Consider the following 20,009-nt stretch of genomic DNA (forward strand, 5'->3'; position numbering starts at 1 on the left):
GTGCGCGCCCGGTCGATTTGCTGGAACCGATTCCAGTCAGGCACTCACGCATTTCTTTGAAGACAGCCACGCATGCGTTGGATCAGCTCGGAGGCCGGCGAATACCCGATGTGTCCGCTATAGCGATAGTGTTCAAGCTCAGCCCTGACGTCATCAGAATAAGTCACCTGGAAAGGCGGAAAATCACGCCCCTTGTCGATCAGTGTTTCGAGCAATGCCTTGACGAGTACCGGATAGGCGAACAGGCAGAACTTGAAGCCGATCTGAAGCGGATTTGCCGGCAGAACTCCATTGCAGTCATGAAAGGGAAGGCCAGGCGTTTCGACGATAACACGGCCGTCGTCAAAACGGGAATCGAGTTCGTGTAGGACGACTTTTCCCAGGTGCCCGTTTTCCTGTTTGAGACCGGCTTCAATCGTATCAAGAAAGGGCCGGGGACCACGGATACCATGCTGTGTGTCAGACGGGTGCACGTTGAACGCGCCCATTTTCGGAGCGTGCAGAAAGTCCTCCGGGATGAGTTGGCCATAGAATGCGGAAAGAACGATGTCCGGCTTGCTGATCGCAAGCCAGTCCTGCAGGGGCTTTGCGTGAATTGAGCCGGAAAAAAATGCGATCTCTTTTTCGATGCAATAGGAACGGGTCCGCTCGTAAGATTGAGCGCATTGATCCGGAGTGTAATGCTGCCACAGACGTTTCTTCGCGCTTATGCGCGCATTCGGGTCCGTGATCGCATCTGTCGCGACCCCCGCCAGAACGAGCGGGTCCTTGCGGGTTGCGTTGATCTCATCGATTGCTGCGATGCAGGCAAAAAGCGGTACGTCACTGGCAAGCAGCAGGACGCGCGTGCCGAGCTCGATGCCTTTTCCGGAGGGAATGCATTCGCCCCAATCCTCCGCTTGGCTACTCATCACCGGCAAGACGGGTCCGGTCGCCCCGGTCCTTGATCGAGCCCTGATTGTACCAGGGATTGCCGGAGGCGTTGGAAATCAACTCATAAGACGGTTTTTCGTCGATCTCCGACAGATGTGCGGCAACGCTCGCGAAGAAATGCAAGGTGTGCAGCGACGTATCGAGAAGCGGACCGCCGGGCGCCTTGAACTCGTGAACATCGACATTGCCTGCGGAAGGACAAGTCGACAAAAGCGACTTCATCGCCGCAACGCGCTCTTCCTCGAATGCGTGGCCTGAAGGGGTGCGCAGTATGAGGATCGAAAGAGGACGCGACGTCGGTCCGACCGCAGCTATCTGGCTGTGAGTGAATTCATGTATGAGATTGGCCGCAATGTTCACCATAGCGATCTCGTTGAAATACATCCTGATCAGCTTTACGACCGATTCATCCCAAACCGGATTTGAAAGAACAAGCAGGTCCCGGCCGACAAGACGTTCGGCCAGAGCGGCAGCGCCCGACAGATCTTCATGGTCAGAGAGGAACTGTCCCGCCCGCTTAAGAAGACTGTCGCTCGTTTCGCTCAGGATCCCCAATTCACGGCAGATTGCCGTGGCGCTCGCAAAAAATTCCACGGCACTGAACAGAGGATATTCCGGGTCTTCTTCCGCAAGCTGCCACTGAAAGGCCGCGTGGCCGTCAGCAAGCGCGCGGGTCTCCAATTCGTCGCCGCCCTTACCCGATGACCAGACGACAATGTTCTTCGTGCGTGCGGCAAGATAGTCGTAGGCGATCAGAGGCTCCTGCGATGACCCGCTGTAGGAACACAAAACGAAAACTGTGTGCGGATCGGCGATGGACTCATCGTTGAAGTACCAGTCCAGGCGATAGTCGTTGATCACGCGGGCTTCGACGTGGCTATGTTCGGCAAAAAGAAACAGGCGCAGGAGGTCTCCCACAACGGCGGAACACCCCATTCCCATCATGACGATCCGCCGGATCTTGTTTTTTCCCGCATGGGGGTAGGGTCTCAGGCAGCGGTAACTTGCCGTGCGAGTCACTTGCTCAGCCATCTTTGCGTTGAGCAGCTTGAACCGTTCTACCCTGTCGCCGAGGGGGCCGGATGGTGTGTCACTCATTCTGTGGGTACTCCCATGCAAATTTTCCTTGTGCCGCGAAACTGTCGCCAATGGCTCCCGTCTCGGCTGCGCTCCTTAAAAGCGCTTAGCCGGGAGTTGGGAATGAAATGTGGCGCAGAACAGCCGGAGGCCGTTAGACTTTCGTTCCAATGGTTTTGGTGGATGTGGCTGCAATCAGATGCGCAGGGGTGCGCGGCAAATTTCCGTACCTTCCGGCCGTTCATTCCGCGGCGTCCGATTGAGCTATGGACTGTTTCAGACGATTGATCCCCTGTTCGCGCAGAGATGAGATCAGAGCCTCGATGGAGACGTCCTGCACGTTGATCCCCTCTTTAAGCGCGAGCCCTGCAGCTGTCCCGGCCGCCTGTCCCATCGCCATGCATTGGGGCATTCCGCGCACGGAGGCGAAGGCTGCGGGATCTGCTGACAGTATCCGGCCCGCAAACATCAGGTTCTCAATTCTTTCAGGGAGAAGGGACCGGAAGGGAATTGTGTAGAAATCACCGGCCTCGATCGCCGCATCGTGGGTCATGCCACCATCCGACCGCATGACATCGTCTATGGGATTGTCACAGGCAACGATCCCGTCCGGAAACTTTGTCGCTCTCGCGAGGTCTTCACCTGTAACACGATAGACACCTTCCAGTTTGCGCGTTTCGCGCACGCCGACCGTCGGCGACAGCATCGACATGTGGGCATTCTGAAAACCGGGCACATCATCACGCAGAAACTGCGCCAGTTGATGACAGCGTCGGCGGCCTTCCTGGGTTGCCCTGCCGACGGCAACGGGATCGGTGCCGTCCACGCCACGTATATGAACCGAATTGCAGAACACCGTGCCGTCGTGAAAACCGCGCATGAGGTAGAGTTTGGCCAGATCGGCGTGGAGCCGCCCCTCTTCGATGCCTCGTGCCGCATATCTTTCAAAGTATGGATCAGGGTCGGCGAACGCAGCGTCCCAGTCCACGCCGACCATGTGAAAAGAAATCGTGACCGCCATCATGTTCCCGGATGCGTCTCCAAGCGCAAAGGGAACGCCGGCCTTCGCCGAAACATCACCGTCGCCGGAACAGTCGATGACAATGCCCGGGGCGACCGTGAACGGGCCGTTCCTGTCGCAGCACGTAACGCTCTCAATCCGGTCGCCTGTCATGTGCGGTTCAAGCGCGGTTGACCCCAACCTGACCAGAACACCTGCCTCTTCCAGCATCTCGAACATTGTGAGTGTTGCAATGTCGTGGTCGTAGACGATTTCGGGACCGAAATTTGCCAAGGTGCACGGTCGCTTTTGGGCAGCGGGGGGATCCATCGCGGAAAGCCGTCCCGTCAGCTCCTCGATCAGCCCCCCGATGATCCGGTCGACTGGATAGCCGCCACCCCAGGGCATGCCGGGACAAAATGCCATGACACCGCCGATTTTGGTTGTTGCTTCAAGCAGTGTTACGCGCAAGCCCTGACGCCCGGCGGCGACTGCGGCGCCGAACCCGGCCGTACCGCCGCCAATTACGAGAACGTCGGTCTCAAATTGTCGGTCTGTCATTGGTTCGGCCTTTGAAGAAGATGCTCTTATGTCCTGCTGCCAATTTCGAACATTTGAGATGCAGACTTCCGGCAAGCAGGACTTCACTCACCCTTGGCGTCGTCGCGCACGCGCCGTTCGGCGTTGAGCTGTTCAAGCTCCGCCATCTTGTCGCCGATCGGCCTGAGGGCGGCGATCGTTGCGCGGTATTTGAGGGAATGCTGTTCGAAAAGCCGTTGTGCGAGTTCAGGATATTCCTGGATCATGCGCTTGAAGAGGGCGCGCCGGATCCGGATGATGCTCACCGGACCTTCGGCGTCGGCGCGGCAGGGGCGCCTGCATTCGGTCAGAAGGGCCGTCTGGCCGAGAAGGGTGCCCTTGCCGACGCGGTCTACTTCTTCAAATCCGTCTTCGGCTTTCTTCAAAAGCACGACAGTGCCGTTTGTGATTACCAAACCGCCATCGGCCCGCTCGTCTTCGTCAAAGAGGCGCTGGCCATCCTGGTAATCCATGCTTTCGGCGCTGAACGCCAGCAATCGGAGCTGATCGTCCTGAAAGTCCGAAAGCATCGGGATTTGTTTGAGAATCGCAATGTCTTGGGCAAGGCTCATGCCCAAGATTTACGCTGATTACCGGTTAGGGCACAAGCTTATATCCACCGGCTTCTGTGACAAGAAGCTCGGCGTTGGACGGATCACGCTCGATTTTTTGACGCAGGCGGTAGATATGCGTCTCCAGGGTGTGAGTCGTGACGCCTGAATTATATCCCCAGACCTCGTGCAACAGCACGTCGCGCGTCACGGGCTTTTCACCAGCGCGGTAGAGGAATTTGAGGATCGACGTTTCCTTTTCCGTCAACCGGACCTTGCTGCCGGCATCGTCCTGCATGACCTTTGCGGCCGGACGGAAAGAGTAGCGTCCGATGGCAAAAGTCGCGTCCTCGCTCTGCTCGTGCTGGCGAAGATGCGCACGCACACGGGCCAGAAGCACCGCGAACTTGAACGGTTTGGTGACATAGTCGTTGGCGCCCGCTTCGAGGCCCAGGATCGTGTCACTGTCTCCATCATGCCCTGTGAGCATAATGATCGGCGCTTTGAAGCCGTTTTTGCGCAATAGCTTTACGGCTTCCCGGCCGTCGATATCCGGCAGACCGACATCCATCAGAAGCAGATCGACGTGCTCGTCCTTGGCAAGGCCGATGCCCGAAGTGGCCGAGTCCGCCTGTATGGTTTCGAACTCGTCATACAGCGAGAGCTGTTCGACGAGCGCTTCGCGCAGTTCGGTGTCATCATCGACAATCAAGATCGTGCGGGCGGTCATGGGTGCGGTCCTCGCCAAAAGTCTCAAACTGATCACGTCAACTTGTGCAAACTACACATGCGTGTTCCTGCCTCTATGTGCGTGGGAAATTCTCGCCGCACAAGCAGGTGTTCGTCAATTCTTCTTCACGCGGGGTTTAGGTCTGGTTTATCAATGCCTTCAATTGGAAAAAAGGAAGGTCAGTCCCACGCGCATGGTTAACACTTGTAAATCGGCGGATTCGCTGGACGTGCGCGCTCTGCCGCATGACAGGACAAAGGGAATATTGACATTCGGCGCGATCACGGTTCCGTGTGCTCTGGGGAGGTCGGGCCTTCTTGTCCGCAAAAAAGAAGGGGATGGCGGAACTCCGGTGGGTTCCTTTGAGCTTCTCCATGTCTATTACCGGCCGGACAAAGGCCTGCCGCCGAAAACGACGCTGCCGGTTGAGCCGCTGACGCCCTCTTCCGCCTGGTGCGACGACCCGGCCGCTCATCTTTACAACCGTCCGGTCTCGTTACCCTTCAACTCAAGCCATGAGATAATGTGGCGCGACGACCGGCTTTACGACATTGTTGTCGTCCTCGACTGCAACATGTTTCCCGCGGTGAAGGGCAAGGGCAGTGCGATCTTTTTTCACATCGCGCGCGAAACCTATACGCCGACGGAAGGGTGTGTCGCCGTTGCGCCCGAACACATGAAAATGCTGCTTGAGAAAATCAGGCCGGGTGCGCGCATGTGCATCCGCCTTTGAAGGCGTCATTTTACATATGTGTTGCCGCCTGTGTCTGCTATTGAAAAAGCAGCTGAGGTAATACGGAAGCTGACCCATGCGCTGGAAAGGCCGCCGCAGAAGCACCAACATCGATGATCGCCGCGGAAGACGAAGCCGTTCCCGTATGCGCATGCCCGGTGGCGGCCGCGTGCGCGCTGGCGGCGGTATTGGACTGACGGGTCTCATTGTCGTTGTCGGTATTGCCTGGCTGATGGGTGTCAACCCGCTCACGGTGCTCAGTCAGCTTGAGGGCGGCGGATCATATGCGCCGGAATACCAAACCCAGGCACCGCGCTCGACGGCGGATGATGAGACGGCGCAGTTCGTGTCCGTTATCCTCGCCGATACGGAAGATACCTGGGGCACCATTTTTTCCAGGCATGGTGGCGACTATCCCGAACCAACGCTCGTTCTCTTTTCAGGGTCCGTTTCGTCTGCTTGCGGTTACGCCAGTGCAGCAACCGGTCCGTTTTATTGCGGGGCCGACGACAAGCTGTATATCGATCTCTCCTTTTATCAGCAGCTCGCCAACCAGCTGAATGCGCCTGGCGATTTCGCGCAAGCCTACGTGCTGGCTCACGAGGTTGGACACCACATCCAGAATGTTCTTGGCATATTGCCGGAATTCCACAAGACGCGCCGCACGCTCAGCAAGACGGAGGCCAACGCGCTTTCCGTGCGCGTCGAACTGCAGGCGGACTGCTTTGCAGGCATATGGGCACACTTCGCCGCCCGCCAGCGTGGTTTCGTGGAAGAAGGGGATATCGAAGAGGCGCTGAACGCAGCGAGCCGGATCGGTGACGATACATTGCAGCGCCAGGCGCAAGGCTTCGTCGTGCCGGAAAGTTTCAATCACGGAACATCGGCGCAAAGAGCAAGGTGGTTCCGTAACGGATTTGAAGCCGGCTCTCTGGACGCATGCGACACGTTCGGGGCAACACGTCTCTAGGCCTGTCTGACCCTTGTTGACTGCATGGCTGGTCTGAGCGCAGGACCCACTGGAAATTCAACGCATTTTCGGCCATATAAGGTCAACTGATCGCGACATGGCGATCATTCTCTCAAATTGATCAAGAAGTGCACCCGTTATGGCGTCTGACATCAGACCCTTTTTGAAGATGAATGGCCTTGGCAACGATTTCGTGGTCTGGGACGCGCGCGCGCAGCCGCTGCGCTTGTCCAACGAGGTTATTGCCAGACTGGGCGACCGGGACATCGGCATCGGTTTCGACCAGATGATCACCGTTGAAAAGTCTGCACTAGGCGTCGATGCCTTCATGCGCATTCACAATCAGAATGGCGGCGAAGTGTCGGCTTGCGGCAATGCGACCCGCTGTGTCGGCCGATTGCTTATGGAGGAAGCGGGCAAGGATCTTGTGACGATCGAAACCAGTGCAGGCCTATTGCACGCATTCGACAGTCCGGGACCTTTCAATGTCACCGTCGACATGGGCGCTCCACGTCTTGCATGGGACGAGATCCCGCTCGCGGAGGAATTCGCCGATACGCGCGCAATTGAACTCCAGATCGGCCCGATCGATGATCCGGTGCTGCACACGCCTGCTGCGCTCAGCATGGGAAATCCGCATGCGATTTTCTGGGTCGACGATGTCGAGGGCTACGAACTGGAACGCTTCGGCCCGCTTCTTGAGCATCACCCGATTTTCCCCGAAGGAGCCAATATCTCCTTGGCTCATGTCTTCGACGAAAACCAGATACGACTCAAAGTCTGGGAACGAGGCGTTGGTCTGACCCTGGCTTGTGGAACGGCTGCCTGCGCCGCCGGTGTTGCGGCCGCGCGTGACAGCAAGACGGGTCGAAAGTCGACAATCCATCTTCCTGGCGGGCCGATCGGTATCGAGTGGCGCGAAAGCGACGGCCACGTTCTCATGACCGGCCTGACGGAAGTCGAGTTCGAGGGTGAAATCGATCTTGAAACGCTGGAGTGGCGCAGGATCGGGTCGGGTGATTCAACGGAGGCCGGAGCGGCTTCATGAGCATCGATGTCGTAACGTTCGGGTGCCGGCTCAATTCTTATGAGTCCGAGGTGATGAAGCGCGAAGCGGAGGCAGCCGGTCTTCAGGACGCGATCCTCATCAACACCTGTGCAGTCACCAATGAAGCGGTCCGTCAGGCGCGGCAAGCAGTGCGCAAGGCGAAACGCGACAACCCTGACGCACGCGTAATTGTCACGGGCTGCGCGGCCCAGACGGAAGCTGAGACCTTCTCCGGCATGGAAGAAGTCGATCTTGTACTCGGCAACACCGAAAAGCTTGAACGCAAATCCTATCAGGACGTGGCTGCCTTCGGGATCTCGGACACCGAGAAAGTCCGTGTCAACGACATCATGAGTGTCGAGGAAACTGCTGGTCACCTGATCGACGGGCTAACGGGCCGTGCGCGCGCGTTCGTGCAGATTCAAAACGGCTGCGACCACCGCTGCACCTTCTGCATCATTCCCTATGGCCGCGGTAACTCGCGGTCTGTCCCAATGGGCGTTGTGATCGACCAGATCCGGCGGCTCGTTGAAAATGGTTACAACGAAATCGTCCTGACCGGCGTGGATATCACGTCCTATGGCGCGGATCTTCCGGGCACGCCGAAGCTGGGAACGCTGACGGCCAAGATCCTGAAAATGGTGCCGGACCTCAAGCGGCTCCGGCTTTCCTCGATCGATTCGATTGAAGCCGACAACGACCTGATGCGGGTGATTGCCGAGGATGATCGCCTGATGCCGCACTTTCATCTCTCGCTGCAGGCCGGCGATGATCTCATCCTGAAACGGATGAAGCGGCGGCATTTACGGGCGGACACAATCCGTTTCTGCGAGGATGTGCGGCGATTGCGGCCGGATGTGGTCTTCGGTGCAGACATCATCGCGGGTTTTCCAACCGAAACCGAGGCGATGTTCGAGAACTCCCTCAAGATCGTCGACGAATGCGGTTTGACGCATCTCCATGTGTTTCCGTTTTCCCCGCGCCCGGGAACGCCTGCGGCGCGTATGCCCCAACTGGACCGGTCAATCGTCAAGGGGCGGGGCGCACGGCTCCGCGCCAAGGGCGAAGAGGCCCTGACCAATCATCTGGCGGGGGAAATCGGCAAAGTCCGCCCTGTCCTGATCGAGAAGGAAGGCCTGGGGCGGACTGAACAATTCACGCAGGTCGAACTTGCCGGCGGGCACGCCGGAGAGATCGTCAACGTTCGTATTGTCGGTCACACCGGGCGGCATCTTCTGGGCGAAGCTCTTTCCAAGGCTGCCTGACTGGCGGCGAGATCCTTTTAGGCGGTTTCATGAGCGAGAAAAAACGCGGATTTCTGGGTCGGCTGTTCGGCGGCAAGGAAGCCCCGGTGGAACAACCGGAGGAAACCGTCGAAAAGAGTTCGGCCGAAGCCGATCACCAGGAGCAAGCGGAAGAAAATCCGGTTGGTGCTGCGGAACCCGAGCTCACAACTGAAATGGAAGTCAAGCCGGTTGCCGCTCTGGACGAGCCACTGAAGACATTCGGGCTCGATGGCGGTCCGGGTATCGTGCCGGAGTTTTCCGCAAAGCAAACACCTTTGCCCGCGGATGATTTCGTTTCGACCGACGTCGGATCGGAACCGGATATCGACACACCTTTGGAGGAACCCCAGCCAGCGGCGGAGATTGTCGAGCCTGAAGAGGCTCCCTCAGAGCCGTCCATTGATCCTGAAGAGCCCAAGCTCTCCTGGTTTCAGCGGCTGAAAAAAGGCCTGTCGCGGTCATCGGCCTCGCTTACCGAAGGCATCTCGTCCATCTTCACCAAGCGCAAGCTGGACGCCTCCATGCTCGAAGAGCTGGAGGACATCCTGATCCAGGCGGATCTTGGCGTCGACACGGCAATGGCAATAACGGACCGGCTGTCCGATGGCCGGTACAACAAGGAAATCTCACCGGAAGAAGTGCGGGAAATCCTGTCGCAAGAGGTCGAGAAGGTCCTCGAGCCGGTAGCCCAGCCTCTCGACCTTGATATGGGCAAGAAACCGCACGTGGTCCTGATGGTTGGTGTCAATGGCACCGGCAAGACCACGACGATCGGCAAACTCTCCAAGAAGCTCCGCTCAGAAGGCAAAAAAGTCATGCTGGCGGCTGGCGATACCTTTCGCGCGGCCGCCGTTGAACAGCTCAAGATCTGGGGTGAGCGGACCGGCGCCGAGGTGATCGCCAGGGATACCGGTGCAGATGCCGCCGGTCTTGCCTTCGACGCCATGAAAGAAGCGCAGGAGAAGCAGGTTGACGTCCTGCTCATCGATACGGCCGGCCGGCTGCAGAACAAGACGGAGCTGATGGATGAGCTTGAGAAGGTCATCCGCGTCATCCGGAAACACGATCCCGAGGCTCCTCACACCGTTCTATTGACGCTCGATGCGACAACCGGCCAGAACGCGCTGAACCAGGTTGAGATTTTCGGCAAGGTGGCCGGCGTCACCGGTCTCGTCATGACCAAGCTCGACGGAACCGCCCGCGGCGGTATTCTGGTTGCGATTGCAGCCAAACACGGCTTGCCAGTGCATTTCATCGGCGTCGGTGAGGGTGTCGAAGACCTGGAACCATTCTCCGCGCAGGACTTCGCCAACGCAATCGCGGGTCTCGCCTGACAAGCGTTGACCAGGCGATTGGGGTTTCCAAAAGCTGATCCGCTCTTTGTTCTGTCGTCGCAGCTCTCGGCGCGAGCTAGTACATATGTAGCCCGTCGAAATCCGCCTTTCCAATCTTCAGGCCTGCATGACGCAAACCGGCATAGGCCTGCGTGAAGTGGAACAGCATGTTTGGAAAGGCAAAACACGCAACATAGTCCGTTGCGCGTTGTGTCAGCTCCGCTTCACCTGCGGTGTGCGTAACGTTGCTGTCCCAATCGATCGCCGGGACCCGATTGATCGCGCTCAGGACATCCTCATGCAAAGACCGGAGGCTCTGCAGGCTGCAAGGCTCAACGATTTCCGGCACGGGGTCCCCCGTCGGCAGGCACAACGCGCGCGCTGCGAACTGAATGGCGACCGCGAGGTGAAACCCTGTATCGAATGCATCCGGCGCAAGTTGAACAGCGAGCAACTCATCGCTGTTCGGCTGCTCGGAAACAAGATTCAGGAGCTTGCCTGACTGTTCCAGGTAGTGTCCGATTGCAGCCACGAGCGCTTCGCCGGGTCCGTTGTCCTCACTCATCCCGTTCTCCGTATTTTTCTACCTCGTTGGCGAATGCCTGAAATGGGTCGTACACACTCTTGCAATCCGTTCGTACCAATGCCCGTTTCGAGCTTACACGGGCGACAGGCCGACGACGTCACTTGAGCCTGTAGAACAATTCTCTTTCGTTGCTGAAATTCAGTTGATCCGCGTATCCGATCTCGTCCGCCTCAACCTTTTTAAGGAGCGATTGCATCGCAATGTTGTTTGCTTCGGTCGAGATATACAATCGAACATATCTGTCGTCCTGGATGGCGTGCTCGATCAACTGTCTTCCCACACCGTGATTGCGAAACTCCGATTTCACGCAGAGGTAAGCGACAAAAGGCCAGTTCAAAAAGCCTTTTGGTGAAATGCGGAGATACCCGATCGCTTCTGAGCTTTCGGCGTCGGCGACACGCAATTCTCCGGCTTGCAGGTCAAGGCGCCGGTCTCCCATGAATTCATCGTACTGACGGATAATGGGATAGTCGGAAAGGCGTCCGGATCTAATGCGGTACATGCTTTAACGATCCACGAAATCCTGTTCAGATGCAATGATCGCGCTGTTTGCGACGTCGCAAATACAGGCTTTCCTCAAGCTTGTTTCTTGCGTTCTCTGAAGGCGGCGGTCTTGGCGCGATTGCCGCAGATCTTCATGTCGCACCACCGGCGTTTCTTGTTTTTTGTAATGTCGGAGAACCAGAACGTGCAGGTTGGCCCACCACAATTTCGCGTCAACCGGCAATCCGTTTCGCTCAAAAGAGCTGCAATCTGATGCGCAATCGGAACCAGCAGGTCTTCAGCCTTCGTGGTCTCATATCCGCTGGAAAGTTGAAGCTGCGCTTCGTCGGGGTCTCCCGGTTGGAGCTGAAACCGATAGGTGCCTTTCGACAGGATCCGGCCGATCAGATCGATTTCGTCCGGTGCCAGCTGCCAACCGGAGAGTCCGTCTTGACGGACAATGAGATCGCGAAACCATTCACGCAGTTCCCGCGCGTGCGCCGCGGTTTCGTCGAGATCATTCGGGCTGGTTCTTTCCGCGATGCCAGACGCCTCGGCTTCGCTTAACAGGCCCGCCGCCGTCATCCACGACAGCAAAGCTGTGCCATCGCTGATCCACTCGATCTGGGTGCCGTGCGGGGCGCCCACGCTATTGAGAAAATCCAGCGCCGGGTGGTCGGCGATGAGGATTGGGGGCGGATTTTTAGGCTCGCTCAAATGCTTTCCTGACATCTTCACGGGTTTTTGAAACCTGCAAACAGACATTTTGATGGTTATCGATATTGTTTGTAACCGTCAAACATGTATTTAGATGGTTGTCTAGTTTCGATATCTCATCGCAAGGAGTTTTCCGTAATGACCAAGATCCTGCATATCAACGCGTCGCCGCGCGGTCCGAAATCTCAGTCGGCTCTTCTGGCTGACGCCTATCTCAGGGCGCGCGCGCTAAGGGAGCCGGCGGTCCAGGTCGACAGCCTGAACCTTTGGTCGGAAGATCTGCCGGAATTCGACGGCGACAAAAACGCTGCCAAACTGTCCTTCTTCGGCGTTGGAGAAATGGATGCTGCGGGCAAAAGCGCGTGGGACCAGGTTGTTGAGGTCACGCAAAGGTTCATCGAGGCGGACGAATATGTCTTCAACGTTCCGATGTGGAACGGCGGTATTCCCTACAAACTGAAGCACTATATTGACGTGATCACGCAACCGGGTCTCCTGTTCGGATTTGAACCGGAACGGGGATATTTCGGGTTGCTGGAGAACAAGACGGCACATGTGTTTTACAGTTCAGGGGTTTATGCACCCGGCGCCGACAAGAAGTACGGCGAAGACTTCCACTCGGCCTACATGGATTGGTGGTTTGGACTTGTGGGCATTGAAACCGTTGTGACCACGCGGCACCAGCCAAGCATTCTGACCATGACCCCGGACGCTGATCTCGAGACCGCCATCGCGCGCGCGAAGGCGGCTGCCTGATCCGGCGCGTTAGAGACTTCTGTTGCCCCGGAAGACCATTGTGCTGTCCGGGGTGACCGGCGGTCAGTCGAAGACGTTGATTTGCTTATGTAAATCCTCCGGTCGCTTGCCTGCCTTCCGGCCTGCAAACCACCAGTAGGCGCAGCCGGAGGCGATGCCACTGGGTAGAAAGACAAGAGACTGCGTGAGTATTTGCAGGTCCATACGCAGTGAGATTACCGGAAGTACGAAAATGCTCAGCAGACTTGAAAATGCGACATAGAACAGCGGATTTCTGATCGCATTCCTCTCGGACGCCATGATCAGGAAAATCGATGGAATGATTGTGAGTGCCCCGGTGACCAAGAGAACAACCCCAAAGATCAGCAAATGCGCAGCATTTATGCCCCCAGGGCCGCCGGGCTGAACGAAGTTCAGCGTCAGGATGATCGTTGCACTCGCGACGGCCAGGCTAATCAGATATCCGCGAACGGTTCTGCCACGCACGGAACGACCTCCTATGAACCGCCCGGTTCCCATCCATTCGGGGCCATTTCAAATCCCTCGAACTGAAAACCGGGCGCAACCGTACAGCCAACCAGCGTCCAAGCGCCCAGGGATCGGGCCTGCTGCCAGCCGGCACGTGGCACAATGCCTTGAGGGCGCTCGCCGGCGACAAGGTCATTTCCGAGCTGGACGACGCTCTTGATCTTGCCATCGGCACTGATCGACAGTTCCAAAGGAGCGCCTGCGTACCAGTGCCAGGTTTCCACGGCATCGACCTTGTGCCACCGCGACAGCACGCCTTCGGGGAGGAGAAAGTAAATCAGGGTGGAGGCTGCCCTGCCGTGGGCGTCGGTCTGGTCGTCCCGGAATGTCTCGACAAAATACCCGCCTTCCGGATGAGGCTGCATTTTCAGTAGGTCAACGACCTCATTGGCGGTCAGACTGGATGAAAGTGACATTGGAATGATGAATTCACCAAGAGATAAAACGGGTGGCTGCCCGCAATTGATACAGAAAACTCACGTCTCGGAACAATAGGCAAGATCGTCAATCGTTTCCCGAAGCGCGGCCACGACCTCATCATAAAGGAGTTGCATGTCAAGCTTGTGGCCGCCGCCGTGATGCATTGGAATTGCCTCTGCCTGGCTGACAATGCGATGTACGACGTCCTGCGCACGCTGTTCGGCCGTGCGCGACGTGGACGCCGGAATGTTTGCGGGTGTCATGGTATCTGCCCTCACATGATCACAATGGGAACCATATGGGGACACAAACCTGGGTTTTAAGGCTTAATGCGCAGAAATGGTTTGAGTATTTTTGCCGATTGAACGATTGGCAAAGAAACAGGCTTACGCATTATCTTTTCGTGTGCGGATCTCCGTAAAAACATCTGCGGCAGATTTACCCGACATCCCGAGTGCCTCCGCAACGGATGCTTCACCTGCTCTCAAAAACGGGTTTGTTGCCTTTTCCAGGGCCATGGTCGTCGGCAGGGTCGGTTGGTTGCCGGCCCGCAATTGTTTCACCTCTTCCGCTCGTGTCTTCAGGTCCGCGTTGCCTGGTTCTATTGTGAGTGAAAAGGCGGCGTTTGCTTCGGTGTATTCGTGGCCGCAATAGATATTCGTGTCGTCGGGGAGTTCCTGCAAGAGCTTGGCAAGGGACGACCACATCATTTCCTTGTCGCCTTCAAACACCCTCCCGCACCCGAGAGAAAACAGGGTGTCGCCCGTGTGAGCCATCCTGATCGACGGAATGTACCAGGAAATCTGATCGAGCGTGTGGCCCGGCGTTGCAATCGCCTTGATCTCGTAAGGACCGCATTTAATGTGATCGCCGTCTTCGACGAAGCGGTCCAACTGGGCAATTTTCTGGCGAGACCTGGCAGGGCCATAGACTGACGCACCTGTCTTTTGCTTCAACTCACCCAGCCCCTGCACGTGATCCCAATGGTGATGCGTGATGAGAATGTGGGTAAGCGTCCAGCCCTTCTTCTGGAGCGCCTTTTCATAAGGCCCGCTGTCGGGGACATCGAAAGCGATCGTCGTGCCACTCTCGCTGTCGTGAACCAGCACGCCGAAATTGTCGCTAAGGCAGGGAAACTGGTGGATCTCGGTTGTGTCGTTCAAGGTCATGACGAAGGCTTCCGAAGTGATTGACTTGTTGATTGCCACAGTGGCAAACAGGAAGCCGGAGGGCAAGACGGGAAGCCTGTGCTTTCGGTCCTCGCAGAGGAGCAGTCCGCCTCAAGCCAGTTCGAACCCGATTTTAGGCCCGTGCCCCTATGTATCTCGACGTCGTTCATTTGCGCGCATTTTACGATTTACCGCTCGGGCGCCTGCTCAGAAGCCTGATCGGTGCACCTATTCGGGACATGTGGCCGGACCTGAACGGGCAAAGGCTCTTGGGGCTTGGATATGCCGGGCCGTTCATGCGTCCCTATCTCGATATGGCGGAACGCGCAATTGCGGGCATGCCGGCCCCGCAAGGTGCCGTACCCTGGCCACGGGAACGTGACAGCGCTTGTGCGCTGGTGGAAGACGGGGCGCTTCCGTTTCCGGACATTTCCTTCGACCGGGTCATAATGGTGCATGCGCTCGACCATTGCTCGGATCCCGAGGCGATGCTCAAGGAGGCCTGGCGCCTGCTGTCGCCCGGCGGCAGGTTGATCGCCGTCGTACCGAACAGGCGCGGACTTTGGGCGCAATCGGAACTCTCGCCATTCGGATACGGCCGGCCCTATTCCAGCGGCCAGTTGAAGGACCTGCTCAAAAGCTGTCAGTTCAACGTCGTCGACGACAAGGAAGCCCTGTTCATGCCGCCGTCGAAAGCGCGCCCGATCCTTCGTGCGGCTAGGACCTGGGAAGGGATCGGCCGCCGGATCTGGCCTGTTTTCGGCGGGGTTTTGGTGGTGGAAGCGGAGAAGGTCGTCTTCCAAAGCCTACCGGCCGACGGCAAACGGAGCCGTTTCAGAGTGCTGCGTCCGGTCTTCATTCCCGAAGGCGTTGCCACCGGGCTGAAGCCTGTCCGGGCCGTGCGTCCGCAGAGCGTGCAGCTGTCGCGGGATGCTCCGGAATGGCCTTGAGGTCTTGAAGTGGCGTCCGCCCCGACCTTTCGGAAAAAGGCTCCTGTCGGCCATTCAAACATCGGGCGATCGTAAAACAGTGCAGGTCACCGTTTCAGGAGAAATACGGCCTGTTCCGCTACGATGTTCCACACCCACCAGGGCGCGTTGACCGGGATCTTGTTGCCAGTTGCGCTCAGAGCAATGGCCTTTTCCACATCCGCATCCAGCGCGTGGCAAAGTTCGACAAAGTCACGCAGTGAACAGAAGTGGATGTTCGGGGTGTCGTACCACTCATAGGGCAGGTACTTCGTGACCGGCATGCGGCCGCGGAACAGCAACTGCATCCTGTTGCGCCAATGCGCGAAATTCGGGATCGACACGACCACCTGTTTGCCGATGCGCAGGAGTTCGCGCATCACTTTCTTCGGCTCGCGGGTTGCCTGCAATGTCTGGCTCAAAATGACGACGTCAAATGCATCGTCCGGATAGTCCGACAGATCCTTGTCGGCATCGCCCTGGATGACTGAAAGTCCGCGTGCAACGCAGCGGTTCACGCCTGCCTGGCTCAACTCGACACCGCGGCCGTCGACCTGACGCTCATGCACGAGGTGATCGAGCAGCGCACCGTCCTCCGAGCCGATGTCGAGAACGCGCGCGCCGTACGGCACAAGGGAGGCAACAACCTTGTGATCACCCCGAACTTCGCCGGGGCGCGTCTGCCTGGGAGCAAGGTTCATGTCAGCGGGCCTCCCCCGGCGCCGGAATGCCGCGCGCGTGGGCGGCGCCGATCATGAAGCCCTGGATGGTCTCAAACATTTCCGGCACGTCCAGAAGGAACGAGTCGTGGCCACGATCGCTTTCGATCTCGACAAAGGAAACATTTGCGGCAGCTGCATTGAGCGCCTTCACCACGCTGCGGCTTTCCGATGTCGGAAACAGCCAGTCCGAGGTAAACGACATCACGCAAAATCGTGTCTTCGTGTTTGCGAAGGCATTTGGCAGCGTGCCGCCAAATTCCTGAGCGAGATCGAAATAGTCCATTGCACGCGTGACATAAAGATAGGAATTGGCATCAAAGCGATCGACAAATGTCATGCCCTGATGGCGCAGATAGCTTTCGATCTGGAAATCGGCATCGAAGCCGAAGGTGAGGTTTTCGCGGTCCTGAAGATTGCGTCCAAATTTCTGGTGCAGGGACTCGTCGGACATGTAGGTGACGTGAGCCGCCATGCGGGCAATCGCAAGACCTTTGGTCGGCCGGACACCGCCAACAATGTAGCTTCCACCCCGCCAGTTTGGATCGGCCATAATCGCCTGACGGCCGACTTCGTGAAAGGCGATGTTCTGAGATGTGTGCCGGGCCGCAGCGGCGATCGGTATGGCGGCAAACACGCGCTCCGGATAACTGGCTGCCCATTGGAGCACCTGCATTCCGCCCATTGAGCCGCCGATCACTGCAAACAGTGTGTCGACACCGAGGTGATCGACGAGACGCGCCTGCGCACGCACCATATCGCGGATGGTAACCACCGGAAGATCGAGGCCGTAAGGAGCACCTGTCTCTGCGTTGAGGGTCGCCGGACCCGTCGTGCCGAGGCAGCCACCCAGCACGTTGGCGCAGATAACGAAATAATGATCCGTATCGATAGGTCTGCCGGGCCCGACCATCAGATGCCACCAGCCCGGCTTGCCGGTCACGGGATTGGTGGAAGCGACATATTGATCACCAGTCAACGCGTGGCAGATCAGGATGGCATTCGAACGGTCAGCGTTTAATGTGCCGTAGGTTTCGTAAGCAATCTGCCAGGGTCCGAGCCGGATGCCCGAATCCAGCTCCAGCGGCTCTTCCGCCGGAAACCGCACGAGCTTGCTGGACGGCGTCTCCGCTTCATTCGCCTTCACAGTATCGCGTGCTGCCGGATTGTGACTGTCAGCTGGCATGATCAATTGGGCAATCTTGTTGTTTCGACTCTCAAAACGCGCCGATTGTGTCAGTTTGCAGCTGTCTGCGTTTGAGGATCCGTATGGAAAAGCGGTTCGGCACTACAGACAGACTGGCGACCTAGCCGCGCCTTGCTTGCCGAGTCAATGATTTCTTTTGCGTTTGGGCGATCACATGCCTATGACTATGCGCCGCTGACGAACAAACCAAGGCTGGAACCCCACATGCCGCAAACACCGGACGGTGCAACGACCGATGTTGACCTGCGCGCGCGCGTTGACGAAATCGACACGCGCATTCATCAGGCGTTGATGGAGCGTGCAGAGCTGGAGACGGCAATTCAAGCGGCTCATGGATCTGGTGGCGTAAACGCGGATTTTTTTGATCCGGAGCGGGATGCGGACAGTGTCCGGCAAATGGTGGAGCGGCACCAGGGATCATTGCCCCTGGCTGCGGTCGAACACATCTGGCGGGATATGATCGGGGCATGCTCTGCAGCGCAGACCAGACCCGTTATCTATCTGGATGGCGGAGCCGAACTGACCGAGATGCTCGATCTTGCCCGGTTCAATTTCGGATTTGCGGCTGAACTTGATCCTTGCAGCGATACTGCCGACGTCGTCGACGCGGTCGGCCTGTCGTCAGAAGGGGCTATTGGTCTGGTCGCTTTGACAGACCGGGCGGAACTGCCCTGGTGGCGCGGCTTGAGCGAAGCAGGAGCACGTGTGCGGGCAAGGCTGCCTTTTGTTGTGCTTGACGAACGGCCGGCAGATCTTCCGGCTCTCGTTCTTGCCAGATCGGGAAGTCTTGCGGAAACTGCGGATGTTGCCGTTTATGACGCGCGCTGGTCGGACGTGCTGCCGGGCCGGCTGATGGATCAGGGTATCGAGGTGCTCAGCTTCTTCCGGTCTGCAAACGGCGTTGATGCCCTGCTGGCCATATCCGGGGAATTGACGGAAGAAGACGTTCGGCGCGCCTGTGCTGCTGCGGGCGCCGAACCGGATGTTTTGCGGCGTGTCGGCGGATATGCTGCGCCAATCGATGCCGACGGCGACGCAGATGACGAGTTTGGCGGCGAGGAGCTGCAACGATGAACGAGATGACGCAAATGACGCAAGCCGAGAACAGCAAGCCGGATCGCCCCCAGCCGCGCGCCGGTGTCATGGACATAGCCGCATACGTGCCCGGAAAATCCAAGGGATCGCACGGTAAAACAGTCCACAAGCTTTCCTCCAACGAAACGCCGCTCGGTGCGAGTCCGGCAGCCAAGGTGGCGATTGAAACAGTTGCGAGGAACCTGGAACTCTACCCCGATGGCGCTGCCAATGAACTTCGCGACGCGATCGCGGAAATCTACGGTCTGCACCCCGACCGCATTATCTGCGGCGCCGGATCCGACGAAATCCTGAGCTTTCTTGCCTACGCCTATCTTGGCCAGGGCGACGAGGCGATTTATTCCGAACACGGCTTTCTGATTTACGACATCGCCATAAGGGCCGCGGGTGCGACCCCGGTTGTTGCCCCTGAAACGAACTTGAAGACCGATGTCGATGCCATCCTTGCAAGGGTAACAGACAAGACCAAGATGGTCTTCATCGCCAATCCGAACAATCCGACGGGTACTTACCTGCCGTTTGAGGAAGTCAAGCGACTGCACGAGGCGCTGCCTGCACATGTCCTGCTGGTTCTTGACGCAGCCTATGGGGAATATGTGCGCAAGAACGACTACGAGAGCGGGATCGAGCTGGCCGCAACGGCGCAGAATGTTGTGATGACGCGGACCTTCTCGAAGATCTACGGCCTTGCCAATCTCCGGATCGGCTGGGGCTTTGGCCCGAAACACATTATCGATGCGCTGAACCGGATCCGGGGACCGTTCAACGTTTCGGGGATGGCAATTGCAGCGGGGATCGCAGCGGTCAGGGACCGGGAGTTTGTCACCAGGGCAGTTGAACACAATGACGAATGGCTCCCCTGGGTCAGTCAGGAGCTGGAAAAGCTCGGCTTGAAGGTGACGCCTAGCGTTGGCAATTTCGTGCTGGTGCACTTCCCTGACGAGTCCGGCAAGCGCGCGGCAGATGCCGATGCCTATCTTTTGAAACATGGATGTGTGTTGCGCCAGGTCAGGAACTACGGTCTGCCGAATGCACTGCGCATGACGGTGGGCTCGGAAGAGGCGAACCGCGCCGTTCTCCAACTTCTGAAAGACTTTTTGGGACAAGCCTGAAGGCAGAA

General features: G+C 57.8%; 23 protein-coding genes. 9 read left to right on the top strand and 14 right to left on the bottom strand.

Annotated features, from left to right (window positions below):
* Positions 1 to 44: 44 nt before the first annotated feature.
* From Q0915_RS20230 to Q0915_RS20250, 5 genes are all read right to left on the bottom strand, one after another.
* Entirely contained in the window at positions 45 to 911 is an 867-nt protein-coding gene (locus Q0915_RS20230) for a formyltransferase family protein (RefSeq protein ID WP_299477877.1), read from the bottom strand.
* A complete protein-coding gene (locus Q0915_RS20235; protein WP_299477879.1) occupies positions 904 to 2,031 on the bottom strand; it encodes an SIS domain-containing protein in 1,128 nt (375 codons plus the stop codon). The genes Q0915_RS20230 and Q0915_RS20235 overlap by 8 nt, the downstream gene beginning before the upstream one ends.
* Positions 2,032 to 2,251: 220 nt before the next feature.
* Positions 2,252 to 3,571 carry an FAD-dependent oxidoreductase gene (locus tag Q0915_RS20240; protein ID WP_299477880.1) on the bottom strand — a complete coding sequence of 440 codons (1,320 nt, stop codon included), beginning with the start codon at positions 3,569 to 3,571 and terminating at the stop codon, positions 2,252 to 2,254.
* 83 nt (positions 3,572 to 3,654) lie between these two features.
* The gene (locus Q0915_RS20245) at positions 3,655 to 4,161 is read right to left on the bottom strand and encodes a cyclic nucleotide-binding domain-containing protein (protein ID WP_299477882.1); all 507 of its coding nucleotides are present in this window, start codon (positions 4,159 to 4,161) and stop codon (positions 3,655 to 3,657) included.
* Between the two features lie 25 nt (positions 4,162 to 4,186).
* Positions 4,187 to 4,870, bottom strand: coding sequence for a response regulator transcription factor (locus Q0915_RS20250; protein WP_299477884.1), 684 nt, complete (start codon positions 4,868 to 4,870; stop codon positions 4,187 to 4,189).
* A 229-nt stretch (positions 4,871 to 5,099) separates the two neighbouring features.
* Here Q0915_RS20250 and Q0915_RS20255 point away from each other — a divergent pair, with 229 nt between their 5' ends.
* The 5 genes from Q0915_RS20255 (at position 5,100) to ftsY (ending at position 10,241) form a co-directional block, all read left to right on the top strand.
* A complete protein-coding gene (locus Q0915_RS20255) occupies positions 5,100 to 5,603 on the top strand; it encodes a L,D-transpeptidase family protein (protein WP_299477885.1) in 504 nt (167 codons plus the stop codon).
* Positions 5,604 to 5,679: 76 nt separating this feature from the next.
* On the top strand, positions 5,680 to 6,573 hold the full coding sequence (locus Q0915_RS20260; protein ID WP_299477886.1) for a neutral zinc metallopeptidase: 894 nt from the start codon (positions 5,680 to 5,682) through the stop codon (positions 6,571 to 6,573).
* A gap of 139 nt (positions 6,574 to 6,712) precedes the next feature.
* The gene (dapF, locus tag Q0915_RS20265) at positions 6,713 to 7,621 is read left to right on the top strand and encodes a diaminopimelate epimerase (protein ID WP_299477888.1); all 909 of its coding nucleotides are present in this window, start codon (positions 6,713 to 6,715) and stop codon (positions 7,619 to 7,621) included.
* Entirely contained in the window at positions 7,618 to 8,886 is a 1,269-nt protein-coding gene (gene mtaB / locus Q0915_RS20270) for a tRNA (N(6)-L-threonylcarbamoyladenosine(37)-C(2))-methylthiotransferase MtaB (protein WP_299477891.1), read from the top strand. The genes dapF and mtaB overlap by 4 nt, the downstream gene beginning before the upstream one ends.
* Positions 8,887 to 8,915: 29 nt before the next feature.
* On the top strand, positions 8,916 to 10,241 hold the full coding sequence (gene ftsY / locus Q0915_RS20275; RefSeq protein WP_299477894.1) for a signal recognition particle-docking protein FtsY: 1,326 nt from the start codon (positions 8,916 to 8,918) through the stop codon (positions 10,239 to 10,241).
* Between the two features lie 76 nt (positions 10,242 to 10,317).
* Here the strand turns inward: ftsY and Q0915_RS20280 are convergent, their stop codons facing one another.
* The 3 genes from Q0915_RS20280 to Q0915_RS20290 all read right to left on the bottom strand — a co-directional run bounded on the left by Q0915_RS20280 (position 10,318) and on the right by Q0915_RS20290 (position 12,027).
* Positions 10,318 to 10,806, bottom strand: coding sequence for a DUF1993 family protein (locus tag Q0915_RS20280; RefSeq protein WP_299477897.1), 489 nt, complete (start codon positions 10,804 to 10,806; stop codon positions 10,318 to 10,320).
* 118 nt (positions 10,807 to 10,924) lie between these two features.
* Positions 10,925 to 11,329 (bottom strand): GNAT family N-acetyltransferase, encoded by a 405-nt coding sequence (locus tag Q0915_RS20285; protein WP_299477900.1) that lies wholly within the window; start codon positions 11,327 to 11,329, stop codon positions 10,925 to 10,927.
* 74 nt (positions 11,330 to 11,403) lie between these two features.
* Positions 11,404 to 12,027 carry an ABATE domain-containing protein gene (locus Q0915_RS20290; protein ID WP_299477903.1) on the bottom strand — a complete coding sequence of 208 codons (624 nt, stop codon included), beginning with the start codon at positions 12,025 to 12,027 and terminating at the stop codon, positions 11,404 to 11,406.
* A gap of 138 nt (positions 12,028 to 12,165) precedes the next feature.
* Here Q0915_RS20290 and Q0915_RS20295 point away from each other — a divergent pair, with 138 nt between their 5' ends.
* Entirely contained in the window at positions 12,166 to 12,783 is a 618-nt protein-coding gene (locus tag Q0915_RS20295; protein ID WP_299477906.1) for an NAD(P)H-dependent oxidoreductase, read from the top strand.
* A gap of 63 nt (positions 12,784 to 12,846) precedes the next feature.
* Here Q0915_RS20295 and Q0915_RS20300 read toward each other — a convergent pair whose 3' ends face one another.
* The 4 genes from Q0915_RS20300 to gloB form a co-directional block, all read right to left on the bottom strand.
* Complete coding sequence (locus Q0915_RS20300; protein ID WP_299477908.1) at positions 12,847 to 13,269, bottom strand: hypothetical protein; 423 nt, start codon at positions 13,267 to 13,269, stop codon at positions 12,847 to 12,849.
* Positions 13,270 to 13,280: 11 nt separating this feature from the next.
* Positions 13,281 to 13,727 carry a cupin domain-containing protein gene (locus Q0915_RS20305; protein ID WP_299477911.1) on the bottom strand — a complete coding sequence of 149 codons (447 nt, stop codon included), beginning with the start codon at positions 13,725 to 13,727 and terminating at the stop codon, positions 13,281 to 13,283.
* A 60-nt stretch (positions 13,728 to 13,787) separates the two neighbouring features.
* On the bottom strand, positions 13,788 to 13,994 hold the full coding sequence (locus Q0915_RS20310; RefSeq protein ID WP_299477914.1) for a hypothetical protein: 207 nt from the start codon (positions 13,992 to 13,994) through the stop codon (positions 13,788 to 13,790).
* 123 nt (positions 13,995 to 14,117) lie between these two features.
* Entirely contained in the window at positions 14,118 to 14,900 is a 783-nt protein-coding gene (gloB, locus tag Q0915_RS20315; RefSeq protein ID WP_299477917.1) for a hydroxyacylglutathione hydrolase, read from the bottom strand.
* A gap of 149 nt (positions 14,901 to 15,049) precedes the next feature.
* Between gloB and Q0915_RS20320 the strand changes: the two genes are divergently transcribed.
* Positions 15,050 to 15,850: a class I SAM-dependent methyltransferase gene (locus Q0915_RS20320; protein WP_299477920.1), complete on the top strand. Its 801-nt coding sequence runs from the start codon at positions 15,050 to 15,052 to the stop codon at positions 15,848 to 15,850.
* Positions 15,851 to 15,936: 86 nt separating this feature from the next.
* Here the strand turns inward: Q0915_RS20320 and metW are convergent, their stop codons facing one another.
* The gene (gene metW / locus Q0915_RS20325; protein WP_299477923.1) at positions 15,937 to 16,569 is read right to left on the bottom strand and encodes a methionine biosynthesis protein MetW; all 633 of its coding nucleotides are present in this window, start codon (positions 16,567 to 16,569) and stop codon (positions 15,937 to 15,939) included.
* A gap of 1 nt (position 16,570) precedes the next feature.
* Positions 16,571 to 17,773: a homoserine O-acetyltransferase gene (locus tag Q0915_RS20330; protein ID WP_299479125.1), complete on the bottom strand. Its 1,203-nt coding sequence runs from the start codon at positions 17,771 to 17,773 to the stop codon at positions 16,571 to 16,573.
* A 225-nt stretch (positions 17,774 to 17,998) separates the two neighbouring features.
* Here Q0915_RS20330 and Q0915_RS20335 point away from each other — a divergent pair, with 225 nt between their 5' ends.
* A complete protein-coding gene (locus Q0915_RS20335; RefSeq protein ID WP_299477926.1) occupies positions 17,999 to 18,868 on the top strand; it encodes a chorismate mutase in 870 nt (289 codons plus the stop codon).
* Complete coding sequence (gene hisC / locus Q0915_RS20340) at positions 18,865 to 20,001, top strand: histidinol-phosphate transaminase (RefSeq protein ID WP_299477929.1); 1,137 nt, start codon at positions 18,865 to 18,867, stop codon at positions 19,999 to 20,001. Before Q0915_RS20335 ends, hisC begins: the two co-directional genes overlap by 4 nt.
* Positions 20,002 to 20,009: the final 8 nt, after the last annotated feature.

The organism is uncultured Roseibium sp., assembly GCF_947494555.1.
In the GTDB taxonomy this organism is placed as follows: Bacteria; Pseudomonadota; Alphaproteobacteria; order Rhizobiales; family Stappiaceae; genus Roseibium.